Source organism: Sphingomonas aliaeris (assembly GCF_016743815.1).
In the GTDB taxonomy this organism is placed as follows: Bacteria; Pseudomonadota; Alphaproteobacteria; order Sphingomonadales; family Sphingomonadaceae; genus Sphingomonas; species Sphingomonas aliaeris.
This window is the reverse complement of sequence record NZ_CP061035.1, coordinates 2,858,724-2,876,489: the sequence shown is the minus strand read 5'-3', so window position 1 is coordinate 2,876,489 and position 17,766 is coordinate 2,858,724. Positions and strand designations below refer to the sequence as shown.

Sequence of the window (17,766 nt, the reverse complement as noted above, 5' to 3'; positions counted from 1 at the left end):
TCAACCCCGCGGTCGGTGCAGGTCGTCGGGATGTCCTTTATCGGCGTCAGGTCGTTGAGCGTGATCCCGTCCCCACGCGCGCCCCGGCGATATAGCGCGACACGTTGCCGGCGAGCACGTCGAGCGGGACGTTGCCGCCGTCGACCACCGCCTGGTTGAAGTCGGGCAGGGCATAACGCGATCCCAGCGCCGATTGTGCACGGGCGCGTTGGGTGGCGATTTCCGCCCGGCCGACTTCGTAACCGCATGCCTGGCCGGGCCAGGCGCAATAGCGATCGACCTCGCTTTCGGCATTGCTGCGGGGCAGGCCGGTGGCTGCGATGAATTCGGCTAGTGCCTTGTCGCGCGACCAGCCGATCGCGTGGATGCCGGTATCGACGATCAACCGCACCGCGCGCCACGCCAACCCCATAAGATAGCCCAGGCGGCCGGCGGGATCGCCTTCGTACATGCCGAGTTCGTCGGCGAGCTGTTCGGCGTAGAGCGCCCAACCTTCCGAATAGGCGTTAAAGGCGAGGATCGATCGGATTAGCGGCAGTTGCTGCGCATATTCGCCCTGCCAGACATGGCCCGGAATCCCTTCGTGATAGACGAGGTCGGGGATCGTCACCTTGTTGTGGATGGAGGGATCGCCGAGATTGACCCAGATCTTTCCGGGCACCCTGCCATCGATCGTGCCGGGCCCGCCATAAGCCGCGGGGGCGCCGGGTTCCTGCGCGAGCGGCATACGGCGGATTTCGAGATTGCCACGCGCGAGCGTGCGGAAGGCGCGAGGGAGGAGCGGGCGGATCGCGTCGATGCGGCCTTGCATATAGGCGATGATCTGACGTCGCCCCTCGTCCCCTTCCGGAAAGCCGATGCCGGGCCTGCGCTGATAGGCGATGGCGCGTTCGGCAACGCTGCCCGTCGTCAGTCCCTCGCTGCGCAGGATCGTATCCATCTGCTTCTGCAGGTCGGCCAGCCGCATACGGCCCATCGCGTGGAGATCAGCCGCGCTGCGCCGCGTGGTCGTGCCTGCGCGCAGGCCCCAGGCATACCATTCCGGGCCGCCGGGGCGGGTACCCATTCCCGGCGCGTCGGTCGCAGCCGCGCGTTCGGCCCGCAGCTCGGCCAATTGTCGTTCGAGCGCGGGGATGATGGCGGCCCGGACGATCCGAATGGCGCGCTCGGTCCAGTTTCCCGGTATCCCCGTACGCTTGCGCGCGAGCGGACCGATCAGCGGGCCATCCGAAGCCGCGGCTTCGGTCAGCGTGCGGGTCATCCCGGTGATCGTCTTGTCGAGCAGGAAGGATGGCGGGACGAGACCCGCGTCGCGCGCCTGCCGCATCCGCACTGTCTCGCCGTCGAGTTGCGCGGGCATCGCGGCGAGGCGGGCGAGATACGCTTCGGCATCCGCCACGTCCCGTAATGGTTGGTCGCCGTCGAGCAGTTGCGGAACGTCCAGCCATGATCCGACATTCTGGATCACCGTATACGGCGTGTTGCGCCAGTCGCCGATCGTGGCGACGCCGTAGGGCAACGCCATGCCGTCCAGCGCGGTCCTGAATGCGCTTTCCACCACGGCGAGGCTGGTCGCGGTCGAGGCATCCAGACCGGTGCGGGGGACGCGCGCCAGTTCCGCCAGCGCATCGGTCAGAAACCGTTGCCGCTGGGCGATGCCAGCGGGAGAACGATCCTCCAGCGGACGGCGCAATCCGGCACGCGTGCCGGTATCGACGCCCAGCATCGTCGCGCGATCGGGAAAGAATTCGAGCAGTTTCCAAGCAAGCCGGTCGAGCAAGGCAGACGCCTCGTTCGCCGCGGGCGTGGATGCGGAAAGGGCGTTGTGCAGGGGCGCCACGGCGGTAACCGTGGCGATACCAGCGAGCGTTTCGCGGCGAGACAGGATGTGGGTCATCGCGGCAGGATGGCTGCCGGATGGGGGCAGGTCAATTCGGGCGATCGCCCATCCGTTCGCCGACACGCACCGGCCGCTCGGGCGCCCAGCTTTCGTCGAATGCGATCGTTCCCGGGCGGAACAGCATCACGACCGTCGAACCGAGCAGGAAGCGGCCCATTTCCTCGCCCTTTTCGAGCATCAGGTCCCGGTCTTCATACGTCCACTCCGCAGGCGCACCGGCGCGAGCCGGATCGACCACGCCGTGCCAGACGGTCGCCATGCTGCCGACGATCGTCGCGCCGACCAGAACCATCACGAAGGGGCCGTGCTCGGCGCTATCGAAAACGCAGACGATGCGTTCGTTGCGCGCGAACAGGTTCGGCACGCCGCGTGCGGTGACCGGGTTCACCGAGAAGAAGCTGCCGGGGATGTAGATCATGCGCATCAGGCGACCGGCGCAGGGCATGTGGATGCGGTGGTAATCCCGCGGGGAGAGATAGAGGTTGGCGAAGCTGCCGTGACGGAATTGCGCGGCGAGGGCCGCATCGCCGCCGATCAGTTCGGTCGTGGTGAAACGGTGGCCCTTGGCCTGTACGATGTGGTGATCGTCGATCGCGCCCAATTGGCTGATCGCGCCATCCACGGGTGAAATGAAGTCCGCCGCCGCAAGCGGTCGGGCGCCGCGATTCAACGGGCGGGTGAAGAAATCGTTGAAGCTCGTATAGTGGCCGATATCGGGTTCCGCGGCTTCGGTCATGTCGACCTTGTACCTTGCGACGAACCAGCGGATCAGGCGGGTGGTCAACGCCCCGCCACGTGCGCGGGCGACGCGTCCGGCCAGCATGGTCAGGCGCCGCTTGGGCATAACGTGCTGCATCAGGACGGTAAGGCGTTCGGACATCGTCTACTCGTGTTTGCGGGATCGGCGCGGTTCGTCAGACTACGCGCGGGATCCGGGGGCGGCCGAGCGGACATTCCAGCGTGTCGCGATCCCAGTCGCCAAGATCGGCGGCGGCGTCGTAGGTGGAGTGGCAGAAGGACAGCAGGTCGGCGTCGGGATCGGCCGAAGTCCGGATTGCATCATAGGGCAGGATGAATTCGCCGAGCGTCATGTCATACCGCGCGGCGTCTGGTGACACCTTGGCCTTGGAATAGCCCTCGGGTGCTGGATAGGCATAAGCGTAGAAGGCGGCGTGGGGATAGGCGTCGCTGCCCGGCCAGAAGCCCAGACTCGATTCCTGATCGCTATACGCCTCGATCGTGACGGCGTCGGGCAGGCCGGGGACGCCGCCCGGATGGCGCGGCGCGGAGCGCCCGGAAAAGCGCGTCGAGGCGAGATCGAAGCTGCCCCAGAAAAAGTGCGTCGGGCTGGCCTTGCCGAGAAAGCCGGTGCGGAAATCGTCGAACACCCGCGTCGCCTGGATCAGCGCGCGCCAGAAATTCCGTGCCATATCTGCATCATAGGGGCGGTCGGCATGATCGTTGGCGAAGGGCACGGGATCCGGAAGTTCGCTAGGAAGGCCATCGACCTTTGCGGTGATGCCGAGATCGGCGAGCGTGTCCAGAACGCCGGCGTGGAAGTCCGAAATCCGGCCGGGGGCGAGGGGGATACTGCGCTGTTCTCCATCGCTGGTTTCGAACGTTACGCGATCGGCGAGGAAATCGAACTCGATCTCCAGAATGCGCGCGCCAAGCCGGATCGGCGAGGTCGTCAGCCCGCGCGCCGACACGTACAGCGGTACGTGCCAGCTATGGTTGAGCCACGGCGTCAGCGCGAGCCTGACCTTCCCCACGATCTGCGTCCGCAGTTGCAGGGCGATCGCGGTCTCGCGCCAGTGCGACCAATCGAGTTCGGGCCAGGCCGCGCGCATCGCTCAGCGCGCCTTGACGAACTTCAGCGTCAGCCGATCGCTTTCGCCGATCGCGGCATATTTCGCGCGATCAAGATCTTTCAGTCGATAGGATGGCGGCAGCGTCCAGACGCCTTCGGGATGATCGTGCGTATCGCGCGGGTTGGCATTGACGCGCGCTTCCCCGGCGAGCTTGAACCCCGCCTCCTGCGCCAGCCGGACGATCGTCGAGCGCTTGATATAGCCGCTGGTCTTCTCGCGCGCGGTGTCCATGTCCTCCGGCAGGCGATGATCGACCACGCCAAGCACGCCGCCGGGCTTGAGCGCGGCATGGAACGCCTTGAACAGGCGCGCCGCGACGGCGGGATCGTCCTGCATCAGCAGGTTGTGGACGTTGCGGAACGTCAAGACGACGTCCGCGCTGCCCGCCGGGATCGAGGACGTACCGGTCTTGAAATCGACCGTCGCGACTTGCGTCGGACCATAAATGGCGGCCTTTTCGGCAAACGCGGTGCGGATACGATCCGCCTGCGCGGTAGGCACGAGCGCCACATAGCGACCGCGACCCTTGACCAGAGGCGCGAGGATTTCAGTATACCAGCCGCCCGAAGGCAGGAACTCGACGACGGTTTGCGTCGGCTTCACCCCGAAAAAGGCGAGCGTCTCCGCCGGGTGGCGATAGCGGTCGCGCTCACGATTGGCAGGGGTGCGGGTGGGCGATGCGATCGCGGCCGCAATCTCCTTCGACGGCGCGCCGGATTGCGCGACCGCGCCGGTCGACAGAATTGTCGAGACGCAGGCGAATGCAGTAAGCAGGCGGTTCATGTCGTTATACTCCCTGGGGATAGTGGAGCGACCATGCCCTGCCGGAGGGAGTTTCACAATCACGCGCATTCTCTGGCGCGCGCATCCGCAAGCCCGGCCATCACGTACCCTAAACCGAAGCTGAACGACGCCGTTCAGCCTGCCGCCGCGGGCGCGCCCTATGCAGCGGGGCGCCGTTAGCGCACGTCCTTCGGCATGGAGAGTGATCTGGCATCGGTCGCAGCATCGCAGGATATGGCGAGACCTCCGCACGCCAAGGCGCCGAACGGCACGCTGGATGCGCTCAACTTCTTCCTGGCCGATGTGCGCGACGGTCTGGGGCCGTATCTCGCCATCTATCTGCTGGTCGTTCGCGGTCCTTCGAACGGCTGGAACGAGGCGACGGTTGGTTTGGTGCTGACGATCGCCGGGATCGTCGGGTTGCTGTCGCAAACGCCCGCGGGCGGATTGATCGACCGGGCGAGGAACAAGCCGCGCATCGTCATCGCCGCAGCGGTGCTGGTCACGCTCGGCAGCCTGTCGTTACCTGTCGTGTCCGGCTTTACGATGGTGACGATCACCCAGTCGATCGCGGCGGCGGCGGGGGCGATCTTCGCGCCCGCCATTTCGGCGATTTCGCTCGGACTGGTCGGGCCGAAGCTGTTCGCCAAGCGGGTCGGGCGGAACGAAGCGTTCAACCATGCCGGCAACGCCGTATCGGCTGCGCTCGCCGGTGTGCTCGCCTGGTCGTTCGGCCCGGTCGTGGTGTTCTGGCTGATGGCGGGATTGACCGTCGCCAGCGTGATCGTGGCGGCGCGGCTGGACAATGACGATATCGACAATGCGGTCGCGCGCGGCCTGGATTGCGAACCGGACGAGGGGTGCGACGAACCGAGCGGCTGGAAGACGCTGATCGAGAACCGCGCACTGATGATCTTCGCCGCCGCCGCCTTCACCTTCCATCTGGCCAATGCCGCGATGCTGACATCGGTCAGCCAGTTGCTGGGCCGCACCGTCGGCACCGACAAGGCGACGTCGCTGACCGCGGCATGCATCGTCGCGGCGCAGCTTGTTATGGTGCCCGTCGCGATAGTCGTCGGGCGGCACGCCGAGAGATGGGGAACGAAGCCCATATTCCTCGTCGCGTTCGCCTTCCTCGCGGCGCGTGGTGCGCTGTACACTTTATCGAACGATCCGTGGTGGCTGGTCGGCGTGCAGGCGCTGGACGGGATCGGGGCGGGTATCTTCGGCGCCTTGTTCCCGGTGATCGTCGCGGACCTGACGAGGGGCACGGGCCGGTTCAACGTCAGCCAGGGCGTGGTTTCCAGCGTGTTCGGGCTGGGCGCCGCCCTGTCCGCGACGCTGGCCGGATCGATCATCGTGTGGGCGGGATATAGCGCGAGTTTCCTGACGCTGGCGGGTATCGCCGCGGCGGGGTTCGTCCTGTACCTGTTCGCCATGCCCGAGACGCATCGATGATTTTAGCGACGGGGGCGACGGGTGCGATATGGGCGATCTGCGCCGCGTCCACCGCAGCGGTGATCGCCCGGCCGTTCCGCTGGCCGGAGGCGATCTGGGCGGTCGCAGGCGCGCTTGCCCTGATCGTACTGGGCCAGATGCCCGTTCCGGCGGCGCTGGGTGCAGTCGGCAAGGGGCTGGACGTTTATCTGTTCCTGATCGGCATGATGCTCCTGAGCGAAGTCGCGCGGGCGGAGGGGCTGTTCGACTGGGTCGCCGCCACCGCCGCGATTCATGCACGGGGATCGACCGCGCGATTGTTCGCCTTGGTCTACGTCGCGGGGATCGTCGTCACGACGTTCCTGTCGAACGACGCTACGGCGGTGGTGCTGACCCCGGCAGTCTATGCCGCGGCGAAGAAGGCGAAGGCGGATCCGTTGCCTTTATTGTTCGCCTGCGCATTGATCGCGAATGCCGCGAGCTTCGTTCTGCCGATCTCGAACCCTGCCAATCTGGTGCTGTACGGGGGCAGGATGCCGCCGCTCGGCCAATGGTTCGCATCGTTCGCATTGCCGTCGCTGGCGTCGATCTCCGTCACGTTCCTTGCGCTGCGGTGGCTGGAACGCAAGCGGCTGGCGGGCACGTGCGTCAGCGAGATCGATCGCCTGCCGCTGACGCTCGGCGGCAAGGCGGCATTCGTGGGGATCATCGCGACCGCGGCCGTCCTGCTGATCGTTTCCGCGCTGGATATCGAACTCGGTCTGCCCACGGCGATCGCGGGTATCGTCACGACGCTGGCGGTGTGCGCGATCGCCAGATCGTCCCCGATCGTGTTGCTGCGGGACGTTTCGTGGAGCGTCCTGCCGCTCGTCGCCGGGCTGTTCGTGCTGGTCGAGGCGCTGGCGCTGACGGGGGTGATCGGCCATGTCGCCGATGCGATCCGCCGCCTGTCCGTCGATCCGGCACAGGCTTCCGCAGTGTCGGGCACGATCCTGGCATTCGCCTCGAACCTGATGAACAACCTGCCGGCTGGGCTGGTTGCCAGCACCGCGGTGGCGCAGGCGCAACCGCCGCGGCTGGTGATCGACGCCCTTTTGATCGGGGTGGATCTGGGACCCAATCTGTCGATCACCGGCAGTCTGGCGACGATCCTGTGGTTGCAGGCGATCCGGCGCGAAGGCGAGGATGTCGGCTTCTGGCGGTTCCTGAAGGTCGGGGCGGTCGCGATGCCGCTGGCGTTGATCGCGGCGCTCGGCACGCGCATCGCGCTGGGATGACGGGCGTGTCGATCGTTCGAACCTGTATCGAGCGCGGTGGCAACTGGTAGCAATCTACCAGTTCACAGGTAGGTCGGCAGGATATGCCTGGCGGGTCGCGGTCGGTATCTCGCCCGATCATGACAGAAAACAACCATGCCGATTTGAGATCCGACGAAATATCGTCAGTCATTCGCGATGATGCCGACGAGCGTGAGTATTTGCGCAAGCGCGTTCGCGATCACCTGCAACTTGCTGAAAACACTAAGGATAGTGGATCGAGATCGATCCATTTGCGTCTCGCGGCGCTGTACGATGCGCGCGCCGGCACGCTGGGACTAGTGCAACCGGACTAAGCGGGCGCGCAAAGATACCAGGAACGCGTCCCTTGCTTGGCGGTTGATGCGGCCGAGACGGACGTATCTTCAATGTCCGACAGTCGAGGAATTTCCATGAAGGCGTTGGCGATCACGCTGTGCGGGGCGATGACCCTTGCCGCCTGTGCGGCCCCGGCGACCCGCATTTCCACCGGGTTGCAGCGTTACGGTCTGGACGAGCCGCGTGCGGATTGCGTCGGGACCCGGTTGCAGAAAAACCTGTCGATCGGACAGCTCCAGCAACTGGGGCGGGCCGCGGCGGCGTTTCGTTCCGGCGATACGAGCATCGGCGCCCTGACGCCGGCCGACCTGCTGCGGGTAGCGGGTGAGATCGAGGATCCGAAGGTGGCCGTCGAGGTCGCCAAGGCGGCGGCGGGTTGCGGCGTCCTTTACTGAACGATGCGCGTAGCTGAATTTTTATAAGGATCAGAACGATGAACGAAGACGAATTGAAGGGCGGCGTCCGCTACACCGTGGGCAAGGTCGAGAAGACGATCGGCGATACGGTCGAGAGCCGCGACTGGCAGGTCGACGGCGTGGTCGATCAGGTCGCGGGCGGCGTGCAGCATGGCTATGGCCGCGTACGATCGATCGTCGAGGATGCGGTGGATGCCGCGCCCGAGCTGGCCGAGGTGGCGCGCGATCACGTGAAGGCATCGGCAGCGCGTGTCGCCGACGCCGCGAAGCATGGCGGGAAGGTCGCGATCGACACGGTGCGCGACACGCCCGTCCTGTGGGGCATCGCCGCGGCGATGGGCGGATATGCGCTCGCCTGGCTCGTCCACGGACGCCACGACAAGTAATCCGTGGTGGCCAATTCGTCCCTCAAGTCGCTTCGCGAAACCGCCGACCTGCGCCACCTGCGCCAGATCATCGTCGGTCTCGACGAAGGCGTGATCCTGATCGATCCGGACCAGAGCCTGCTCTGGGCGAACGATGCCGCGCTGGCGATGCACGGCGTGACGGAGATCGCCGATCTGGGCGCGACGGTGGATGAATATCGCGCGCGCTTCCAGCTGCGGTATCGTAACAATCACCGGCTGGAAGCGGACGATTATCCGATCGATCGCGTCGTCGCGGGCGATGCGTTTTCGGAAGTCGTCGTCGAGGTGACGCTGGCGGGGGAGACGGACCCCCGCTGGGTGCATCAGGTGCGCAGTCTGGTGCTGAACGATTCCGACGATGACGGGCCGGCATGTCTGGTGCTGATCATTCAGGACGTGTCGGCGCGCTACGAGGCGGAGGACCGGTTCGAACAGTCGTTCAACGCCAATCCGGCACCGGCGCTGATCTGCCGGTTGAGCGACTTGCGGTTCGTGAAGGTCAATCAGGGGTTCCTCGACATGACCGGGCACCAGCGCGATCAGGTGCTGTGCAAGACGGTGTACGATATCGACGTGCTGCGCGAGGCGGACCGCCGCGATCTCGCCAAGGAACGGCTCGCGGAGGGAAGGACGATCCCGCAGATGGAGGCGGAACTGGAACTGCCAGAGGGCGGGACGAAGCTGGTGATCGTCGCGGGCCAGCCGATCGACATGGGCGACCAGCCCTGCATGCTGTTCACTTTCGCCGACCTGGAACCGCGGCGGAAGGCGGAGGGCGCGCTGCGACATAGCGAGGAGCGCTTCACGCGCACGTTCCAGATGGCGCCGGTGCCGATGGCGATCGGCGCGCGCGACGGGCATCTGCTGTGCGAGGTCAATGCGAGCTTCACCGAAATGACGGGATATTCCGCGACCGAGATCATGGGGCGGCCGCTGGGCGATGTCGAACTGTGGGAAACGTCGGCGATGCGGCGGGAGATCGAGGCGGCGATCGACGGCGGGCGCGACCTGCGCAGTCACGAAGCGCGCATCCAGGCGAAGGACGGGGCGAGCATCGACTGTCTCGTCTCGACCGAGGCGATCCGGCTGGGCGACGATGCGTGCGTATTGTGGGCGTTCCAGGACATCACGCAGCGCAAGGCGACCGAGATCGAACTGGTCGAGGCGATCGAGGCGGTGATGAAGGATACGAGCTGGTTCAGCCGGTCGATCATGGACAAGCTGGCCCGGCTGCGCGCGCCGCAGGCCGAGGCGGACGGCCCGGGGCTGGACGACCTGACCGCGCGGGAACGCGAGGTGCTGGCGCTGATCTGCCGCGGCTATGACGACAAGACGATCGCGCGGACGCTGGATGTCGCGGGCAACACCGTCCGCAACCACGTCGCGCGCATCTATGCCAAGATCGGCGTCAACCGGCGGATCGCCGCGGTCGCTTGGGCGCGGGCGCGGGGGTTCGACGGTGAAGGCGTGGCGGTCGGCAAGCACGTACAGGAAGCAGTGGCATGACCGACAAGAGCGATAGCGACGACCGCATTCCCGATCCTTCGGTACGGGACGCACCCGAGAAAGCCGCGGCGGAGCAGGAGGCCAAGGGGTCGGTCCACGAAGCGATCGGCAAGCTGATCGGCGACGATGCCGCGCGCGACCAGGGTCGTGCCGAAAAGCGCGCAGGCGCCCGTGCCGCCACGCAGGCCAAGCAATCCCCGCGTCGCTGACGCCGGATCCATCACGTTTCAACAGGAGTATGACATGGTTAGCAATGTGACGAACGGCGTTTTGCCGATCGATGAGGTGCGCGCGGCGAAGATGCCGACGCGATTGTCCTGGGGCGCGATCTTCGCCGGGGTCGTGATCGCGGTCGCGGTGCAGTTGGTGCTGGGCATATTGGGGACGGGCATCGGGCTGACGATGGTCGATCCGGTCGAGGGCACGACGCCGGGCGCGGCAGGCTTCGGCATCGGCGCAGGTATTTACTGGCTGATTACGACGATCGTCGCGCTGGGCGCGGGCGGCTATGCCGCCGCGCGCGTGGCCGGCGTGCATGACCGGTTCGACGCGCTGGTCCACGGACTGGTCGTGTGGGGCGTGACGTTGATCCTGACGCTGTATCTGCTGACATCGGCAGTCGGCGGTATCATCGGCGGTGCATTCCGCACGGTCGGCGCGGTTGCGGGAGCGGCGGGATCGAGCGTGGGCGCGGTCGCACCGAAGGTCGCATCGGTTGCGGGCGTCGATGAGAGCGACGTTCGCAACGAGGCCGCCGCCTATCTGTCCGACGCGCCATCCGATCCGGCACAGATGACGCCGGAACAGGCACAAAAGGAAATCGCCAAGCAATTGCCCGCGCTTGCCCGTGGCGGCAACGAAGGGCGCGAGGCGGAGGGCCGTATCGTCGATATCGTCGCGGCCCAGCGCAATATCCCGCGTGCCGAAGCCCAGGCACAGGTGACGCGCGCTAAGCAGCAGTTCGTCCAGTCCAAGGACAATGCCGTCGCCACCGCCAAATCCGCGACGGACGCCGCCGCCGGAGCCGCCGCAGGGACATCGTTCGTCATCGTGCTCGCCCTGCTGATCGGTGCGGTCGCCGCGTCGATCGGTGCGACCACGGCAACCCGCCGGACGATCCGCTGATCACCCCCGGAAGACTAAAGGAGACAACCATGACCAAGACCATCACGATCGCCACGCTGGCAGGCCTCGCGCTCGCCATATCCGCCTGCAACACCGTCAACGGCGCAGGCAAGGACATGAAGTCCGCCGGAACCGCGGTGTCGGGTGCATCGGGCAAGAACGACAAGAAGTAGTCCGTCCGATCCGGACCGTCGGCCATCCGGCCGGCGGTCCATCCGGTTCGGCCCCGGTCGGCGCGATCCACAATTATGATCGATGGTTCGACGGTTCGAAGCGTGACGATCCTCGAACGTCGTTAACTCGCCTATGATACGGTCAGGCCCATTAGCCGCAAGAGGATCGCATGAACGATTGGGTGCCGTTTTCCGCCGTCGCGATCTTCGCCGAAGATGTGCGTGAGGAGTCGGTGCCCACCGCGGCCCTCTGCGGTGTGAAGGTGAGGGTGGTATCGCCGCCCGCTCCGCCAGTCCCGCCGACGCCGCCGATCGCCGCGCCGACCGATACGGCGGGTATCGCGGAGACGCTGAGCGTAGTCGCCGACCCGGCATTGCCGCCGCCACCGATCGATTGCGCCTGGATTGCGTAGGACCGGTCGCCCTCCGTCGCGATGCTGCCCGAATTCGATACCGATACCGTGCCGCCGCTGCTCGTGCCGCCGCCCTTGCCGCCGATCGTGACCAGCCCGCCGCTGTCGCCGCCCGCGCCGCCGCCGCCGCCGACCGATTGAACGAGCATGCCGTGCGACGCATCGCCTGCGGTGCGGATCACGCCGCCATTCTGCGCATAGGCCGTGCCGCCGGTGCCGCCCAAACTGCCCTGGCCCGGCTGTCCGACGAAGCCGTAGCTGTTGCCGCCGGATCCTGCATTGCCGCCGAGGCTCTGCACGAGCATGCCGACCGCACCACCGCCGGTGGTGGTGATGTTGCCGGTATTATACGCGTTGGCCGAGCCGCCCTTCGCCGCGGATCCGCCGGTGCCGCCCGTCGCCGCGAGAATACCGGTGCCGCCTTGGCCACCGGCTCCTGCAATGCTCTGCACGAGGACGCCGTGGCTGTTCGCGCCGCTGGTCAGGATGTCGACGGCGGTGGTGGCGGTCGCCGTTCCGCCGTCCCCCGCCGTACCGCCGCGCGCCGCCTGGATGTTGCCGAACGCGTTGCCGCCCTTGCCGCCGTTTCCGCCGACGCTCGCCACGATCACGCCTGGAAGATTGCCCGAGACGGTTTCGATATTGCCGCCGCGCGTCTTCGTCGCGTCCGGCGCGATCGTGACGTTCACCGTGGTCCCGGTAGCACCGTTTCCGCCCGTATTCGGCCGGACTGCCGCGCATCCGATATACGGAATGCACACGCCCGCGCCATTGCGACCGCTACCGCCGCCATTGCCGCGCAGGTATGTGCTCGACTGGTTGATGTCGCCGCTCGCGGTGCCGAACGGGACCGGCGTCGTTCCAGACCCGCTGCCGCCGCCCGCGCTGGGATAGGTAACGGCCTGGACGATATCGACCGACTGCACGGGTACGGTGGCGTCATTGACGTCCTTTATCGTCACGCTCACGACCTTGCCGGCCGTGTTGCTGGTGACCGCGGTCACTTCGTAGGTTTTGGAAACGTCCTGGTCGTTCGCGTCCGTCGTGACGACGGTATATGTGTCGCCCAGCGTTTGGGCGAGCAGGATCACGTTGTCCTTGTCGGCCCGAACCGCATAATTGCCGACCAGTTCGGATACGGTTTCGTCCAGCCCTGTCTCCGGATTGGTCACCGCATCGCCGATCGCCGGCACCGCGATCGCGGAGCTTGTCGTCGTGGTGGGGGGGCGTCTGCGCTGCTGCTGAGGTGGCGGACAGATTCGACACCGCCAAGGCGGCAGCGGCCAACGGCGTCAATGCACGCAGCAGGCGACGCAGTTTCCGCGTCGCATTGGGATCGGGCAGGGGGGCGCCCTGGGAGCCGAGCCGCTTTTCCAGGATCGCGAGCAGCCGGCGGAGCGCGCGATCCAGCGCGGGCGATTGCGGGCCAAGCTTGGCGATCAGGTCCTCGACCTCCGGAATTGCCAGCCCGCAAGCGCGGCTGGCCAGCATCGTCGGGTCGAATTCGTCGGCAAATCGTTCGATCGCGCTTGCCATAGAGGCCAGCTGTACCGTGGTTTCGATCTGCCGCATTGTACCAAGCCCTGTCGTCTGCACGGCTTTGGCCGTGTCTCTCCGGACCGTTGCGCGTGCTGCGCGAGGCCCATTTGCCGAAAAGGTATCAACCGCGATCGACGCCCCCCGGCATCGATCGCGGTTATCCCCCGATTCACGCTCCCGAAGCGCCGTTAGGCGGGTGCGAGCAAACTAATGTAGGTCGATGACCTACACCGGGGGCGGGGACCCGGAATAAAGACGAGGGAGTGCGGGTTGGCGGGGGAAGAGATGGCGATTTTTCGGTTGCTGATCGTCGACGATCATCCGATCGTCCTGACCGGGCTTAAACTGTTGCTGGCCAGCGACGACCGGTTCGACATTTGCGGCGAAGTCACATCCGCGATCGCCGCGCGTGCCGAGGCGGAGCGACTGCAGCCCGATGCGATCGTAACCGATCTGGTGATGGGCGAAGGCGACGGGATCGAGCTGATCGAGGATCTGCGCGCGATGCTGCCCGCCACGCGCATCGTCGTCTATTCCAGCCGCGAGGAACATGTCTGGGCTCCGCAGGCGATCCGCGCTGGCGCGCACGGCTATGTCGCGAAATCCGAACCGCTGGACGTCGTGGCCATAGCGCTCGGCCGTGTCATGGCCGGGGCGATCCATGTCAGCGAACCGGTCCAGCAATTGCTCATTGCGGATATCGCGCATCACCGTGACCGCCGGTCTGATATCGAGTGCCTGTCCGCGCGCGAACTCCAGGTGCTGCGGCTGATCGGCACCGGGGAAACGCTCCAGTCGCTCGCTCGCCAACTCGATCTTAGCGTGAAGACGGTCGGCACCTACCGCGAACGGCTGAAGATCAAGCTCGGACTGGACAGCGTAAGGATGCTGGAGCGCTTCGCTGCCGATCATGCCGCCGGGCGGACACCGGTTTCATGAGACCGTGGATCTCGCGGTGGGACGTGACGCCCGCCGAACAGGCGGGAATGACGTTCGGACAGGTCCTGACCCGAGTAAATGTTCGACGCGTGGAAATCGTCGCGTTGCTCGGTCTTTTCACGCGGCTGTCCGAAATGGCCACGGGGTATCGAGGCCCCTCGCTCTGGTTCGAACTGGGAATGATGCTGACGGTCCTGTTCGGATCGATGGCGTTGCGCCGCACCAATACCACATGGCTGGGCCGGGGTTTCGTCGCATGCGTACTCATCGTCGCCCTGCTCGGTACGCAATATGCGGTCGCCGCGCTCGGGGCGAAGGGAAGGCTGACCAGCGGCTATCCCCTGATGCTGCTGTCGTTGACGATGCTGTTCGTCGTGCCCCCGCGCATCGTCGCGCTCGGCTGTGCCGGTTTGCTCATCTGCTACTACACCGTCGTGGTCGATATCCCCGTGACGAACCACGAAAAGATCATCGCGATCGTCAATGCCGGGATCGTCTCGGTCATTGCCGTCGTCGCGGCGGCGTTGATCTATTCGGGGCGCCGGAGGGACCACGAACAGAAACGCGAGATTCGGCTGCAGAACGATCGCCTGCGGGATCGTAACGAAGAACTCGATACGCTGATGGCGATCACGGCACACGATCTGCGCAGCCCGCTATACGGCTTGCGCAACCTGTTCGATCTCGCGATCCGGCGGTCGGAAAAGGAAAGCGAATTGCCTTTGATCGTATTGCGCCAGGCGATGCCCAGCATCGACGCGATGTTGGGGCTGGCGACGCGCCTGCTGGATGCGCATGCCGCCGAACATGGCCCGATGACCCGATTGGTCAACGAAGATGTTCGCGGCCATATTCTTGCGGCGGTCGACCGGATCGGGCCGCGTGCGCATTCGTCGGACATTCGTGTCGCTGTGGATCTGCCGGACCGGCCGCTGATCGCGACGTTCGACATCGGGGGGCTGGCGCAAATTCTCGATAATCTGCTCGGCAATGGTGTCCGGTTCAGCCCGCACGGCGGCACGCTGGCAATCGCCGCGAGCGGCGTCGCAGGTGTCGGGGACGGCCAGGTGCGTATCGTCGTGAAGGATCGGGGTCCCGGTATCGACGAGGCTGTTCAGGGGACTCTGTTCAGCAAATTCCATCGGGGCACGTCCGGTCAGTCCGATACGCTACCGGGGACCGGCATGGGCTTGTTCATCGTCGCCACGCTGGCCGAGCGCATGAACGCGCAAGTCTGGCACGATCCCGTCCGGGACGGCGGCACTGCCTTCACGGTATTGCTTCCCGTGAACCAAATTCCCGCCAGTGGGTTTGTCGGATAGAGAAATCTAACGCCAAACCAATGGCTTATAATCTATGTCAGGACGGGAATTGCGCATGGATTCGAAATCCGATGTCCGTCGGGTAAAAGCACTGGCCCCGGAAGGGTCTAGTATTCAGACGCTGGCGCTCCGCGAGGCCTTGGCGAAGGATCGCGGCAAGACGGTCGCGCGGTTCGAAACCGGTGAGTTGAGGGTCGAAGTGCGCGCGATCGGCGACTCGGTCTGGGCACTGATCCGCCGCGAGGATGCGGGTGGGCTGGCGCTGCGCGTCGCCTTTCTCGACACGGAATTCGAGTGCGAAAAGCAGCAGCCCGGGCCGGGCGAGGTCTGCCGCATAGCGGTGCGAAGCGTGCTGGGCGACCATTGTATCTGCTTCGCGATCGGTGACGGACCACTGGAACGCCTCCGCTCCACGGTGAGCTTTACGCCTGCCGTACCCGTGTTGATCCCGTTCCAGCCGCGCGACCTGTATCCGTTGGGGCGGGGGGACGATCCGATCGGCGCGAAGGGCGTCGTCGAGGCGACGCAGCGGGGGATGAATTCCGGCCTGGTCTATTTCCGGATCGACGAACCCGAGTTCGGTAACGTGCTCTATTTCCAGAATCTGACTGCGATGAATCCGTATTACGAAGCCACGGAAACCACCCCCGACAGCGCGGTGGGCGGCGAGTGGCCCGAACTCGGCTGGCTGTTGCCGACGCCGTCGCAATGCGGAACCCCGGACACCAAGCCGTTGACCACAGGGGAGGAGATCGTCTTGTCCGACGCGATCCTCGTGTTCCGGCACGAGGCGCCCCCGCATGAGCGCGAGTCCGCGCGACAGTTCCTCCAGCTTCTGGGCGAGGCCTATGCCGTGCTCGATCTGCCGCGGACCGAGTATCGCGACTGGGAAACCCGCGCGCGGCATACCCTGCGAGACCTCGATAAAGCGCCGGAGGCGACGATCGAACATTACGGCCATCGGTATATCCACCCCTATACGAATGCCGAGTATCCGGACGTGATGGTGCAATTGTCGATCGTTTCGGCAATCCATCAATGGGCGAAATGGACGGATGATCCGGAGCCGCTCGAGGCGGAGTTCAAGGCGGGGCTGGACAAGTTCTACGATCCCGAACTGAAGACGCTGCGGCGGTATCTTCCGAATGTCGGGGATGACAAGAATGCCGATGCGGTCGACAGCTGGTATCTCTATCATCCGCTGCTCAATTTGGGGCTGCTCGCGCTGGATGGGGACGAGGATGCGCGCAAACTGCTGATGAAATCGGTGGATTACGCGATCCGCGCGGCGCATCATTTCGATTACAAATGGCCGGTGCAGTTCGACGTCACCGATTTCTCGATCATCACCGACGTCGCCGAAGCCGATGGGCGGGGACAGACCGATGTCGGCGGCGTCTATGCCTGGGTCATGTTGCAGCTGTTCGAACTGACCGACGACAAGACCTATCTCGACGAGGCGTGCGCCGCGATCGAGGCGGCGATCGGCCTGCGCTTCAACATCAATTATCAGGCCAATCTCACCGCCTGGGGTGCGGCGGCGTGCATGCGGCTGTGGCGTATCACCAACCGTCCGGTCTATCTCGAGCAAAGCTACGTCTATCTCGCCAGTTTCTTCCACAATTGCGAAATCTGGGACAGCCGGATCAAGCTGGCGCGCCACTTCCCCAATTTCCTTGGTGCGACCTGCCTTCAGGACGCGCCGTACATGGCGATCTTCGAATGTTTCGACTCCTTCACTGCGTTCGAGCGGTATCTGGACGATAGCGGCCCGGACCTCGAGCCCGGTGCCCGTCTGCTCGTCTCCGAATATTGCCGGTATGCGCTCGATCGCGCTTGGTTCTACTATCCCGACGCGCTGCCGGCGGACGCGATCTCGCCGGAGCAACGCGAGACGAACGGTCACGTCGATCGCAAGCTGAACTTCCCGCTGGAGGATCTGTACCCGACGGGAGAACTGAACGGGCAGGTCGGGCAGGAGATATACGGTGCCGGCGCCGCGTTTGTATTCGCGACGCGTGCCGTGCATCGGCTCGAAAATGCACCGTTCGATCTATATTGCGACCATTTCCTGCGGGCTATGGAAAGGACGGGGGATCAGTCGCTGACCGTAACGCTGGACGGCGGCGAGAATTGCCAAGCGGGGTTAAGCGTCGTGCGGCGCAAACGCCGAAAGCTGACGCGGACGCGTGTCGCAACGATCGGTGGCGACCCGTTGCGCGCGGTTGCGACGACGGACGACCGTATCGATTTCCGCGTTCCCGCAAGCGGGCGGATCGTCCTCAACTGGGAGTAGGGGGG

At 65.4% G+C, this 17,766-nt stretch carries 17 protein-coding genes; 12 read left to right on the top strand and 5 right to left on the bottom strand.

Annotation, left to right across the window (positions count from 1 at the left end):
- Positions 1-46: 46 nt before the first annotated feature.
- The 4 genes from H5J25_RS13490 to H5J25_RS13475 are packed head-to-tail and all read right to left on the bottom strand — an operon-like array spanning position 47 to position 4,554.
- Positions 47-1,897, bottom strand: a complete 1,851-nt coding sequence (locus H5J25_RS13490) for a DUF885 domain-containing protein (protein ID WP_202091787.1) — start codon at positions 1,895-1,897, stop codon at positions 47-49.
- A 31-nt stretch (positions 1,898-1,928) separates the two neighbouring features.
- Positions 1,929-2,780, bottom strand: coding sequence for an archaetidylserine decarboxylase (gene asd, locus H5J25_RS13485; RefSeq protein WP_202091785.1), 852 nt, complete (start codon positions 2,778-2,780; stop codon positions 1,929-1,931).
- A 34-nt stretch (positions 2,781-2,814) separates the two neighbouring features.
- Positions 2,815-3,750, bottom strand: a complete 936-nt coding sequence (locus tag H5J25_RS13480; RefSeq protein ID WP_202091783.1) for a DUF5996 family protein — start codon at positions 3,748-3,750, stop codon at positions 2,815-2,817.
- A 3-nt stretch (positions 3,751-3,753) separates the two neighbouring features.
- Positions 3,754-4,554, bottom strand: coding sequence for a class I SAM-dependent methyltransferase (locus tag H5J25_RS13475; RefSeq protein WP_202091781.1), 801 nt, complete (start codon positions 4,552-4,554; stop codon positions 3,754-3,756).
- Positions 4,555-4,749: 195 nt separating this feature from the next.
- Between H5J25_RS13475 and H5J25_RS13470 the strand changes: the two genes are divergently transcribed.
- The 9 genes from H5J25_RS13470 (at position 4,750) to H5J25_RS13430 (ending at position 11,252) form a co-directional block, all read left to right on the top strand.
- Positions 4,750-6,012, top strand: coding sequence for an MFS transporter (locus H5J25_RS13470; protein ID WP_225883113.1), 1,263 nt, complete (start codon positions 4,750-4,752; stop codon positions 6,010-6,012).
- Positions 6,009-7,268 (top strand): arsenic transporter, encoded by a 1,260-nt coding sequence (locus H5J25_RS13465; protein WP_202091777.1) that lies wholly within the window; start codon positions 6,009-6,011, stop codon positions 7,266-7,268. The genes H5J25_RS13470 and H5J25_RS13465 overlap by 4 nt, the downstream gene beginning before the upstream one ends.
- Before the next feature lie 119 nt (positions 7,269-7,387).
- Entirely contained in the window at positions 7,388-7,603 is a 216-nt protein-coding gene (locus tag H5J25_RS13460; protein WP_202091775.1) for a hypothetical protein, read from the top strand.
- 96 nt (positions 7,604-7,699) lie between these two features.
- Positions 7,700-8,020, top strand: coding sequence for a hypothetical protein (locus H5J25_RS13455; protein ID WP_202091773.1), 321 nt, complete (start codon positions 7,700-7,702; stop codon positions 8,018-8,020).
- A gap of 38 nt (positions 8,021-8,058) precedes the next feature.
- A complete protein-coding gene (locus tag H5J25_RS13450; RefSeq protein ID WP_202091771.1) occupies positions 8,059-8,427 on the top strand; it encodes a CsbD family protein in 369 nt (122 codons plus the stop codon).
- A 6-nt stretch (positions 8,428-8,433) separates the two neighbouring features.
- Positions 8,434-9,954 carry a helix-turn-helix transcriptional regulator gene (locus H5J25_RS13445; RefSeq protein WP_202091769.1) on the top strand — a complete coding sequence of 507 codons (1,521 nt, stop codon included), beginning with the start codon at positions 8,434-8,436 and terminating at the stop codon, positions 9,952-9,954.
- Positions 9,951-10,163 carry a hypothetical protein gene (locus H5J25_RS13440; RefSeq protein ID WP_225883112.1) on the top strand — a complete coding sequence of 71 codons (213 nt, stop codon included), beginning with the start codon at positions 9,951-9,953 and terminating at the stop codon, positions 10,161-10,163. Before H5J25_RS13445 ends, H5J25_RS13440 begins: the two co-directional genes overlap by 4 nt.
- Positions 10,164-10,197: 34 nt before the next feature.
- On the top strand, positions 10,198-11,079 hold the full coding sequence (locus H5J25_RS13435; RefSeq protein ID WP_202091767.1) for a hypothetical protein: 882 nt from the start codon (positions 10,198-10,200) through the stop codon (positions 11,077-11,079).
- A 29-nt stretch (positions 11,080-11,108) separates the two neighbouring features.
- Positions 11,109-11,252, top strand: a complete 144-nt coding sequence (locus H5J25_RS13430; RefSeq protein WP_202091765.1) for an entericidin A/B family lipoprotein — start codon at positions 11,109-11,111, stop codon at positions 11,250-11,252.
- A 151-nt stretch (positions 11,253-11,403) separates the two neighbouring features.
- On the opposite strand, the gene H5J25_RS13425 is transcribed toward H5J25_RS13430, so the two are convergent.
- The gene (locus H5J25_RS13425; RefSeq protein ID WP_202091763.1) at positions 11,404-12,858 is read right to left on the bottom strand and encodes a hypothetical protein; all 1,455 of its coding nucleotides are present in this window, start codon (positions 12,856-12,858) and stop codon (positions 11,404-11,406) included.
- A gap of 631 nt (positions 12,859-13,489) precedes the next feature.
- Between H5J25_RS13425 and H5J25_RS13420 the strand changes: the two genes are divergently transcribed.
- The 3 genes from H5J25_RS13420 to H5J25_RS13410 are packed head-to-tail and all read left to right on the top strand — an operon-like array spanning position 13,490 to position 17,761.
- Entirely contained in the window at positions 13,490-14,143 is a 654-nt protein-coding gene (locus H5J25_RS13420; RefSeq protein ID WP_202091761.1) for a response regulator, read from the top strand.
- Entirely contained in the window at positions 14,140-15,465 is a 1,326-nt protein-coding gene (locus H5J25_RS13415) for a sensor histidine kinase (RefSeq protein WP_202091759.1), read from the top strand. Before H5J25_RS13420 ends, H5J25_RS13415 begins: the two co-directional genes overlap by 4 nt.
- A gap of 55 nt (positions 15,466-15,520) precedes the next feature.
- The gene (locus H5J25_RS13410) at positions 15,521-17,761 is read left to right on the top strand and encodes a hypothetical protein (protein ID WP_202091756.1); all 2,241 of its coding nucleotides are present in this window, start codon (positions 15,521-15,523) and stop codon (positions 17,759-17,761) included.
- Positions 17,762-17,766 lie beyond the last annotated feature (5 nt).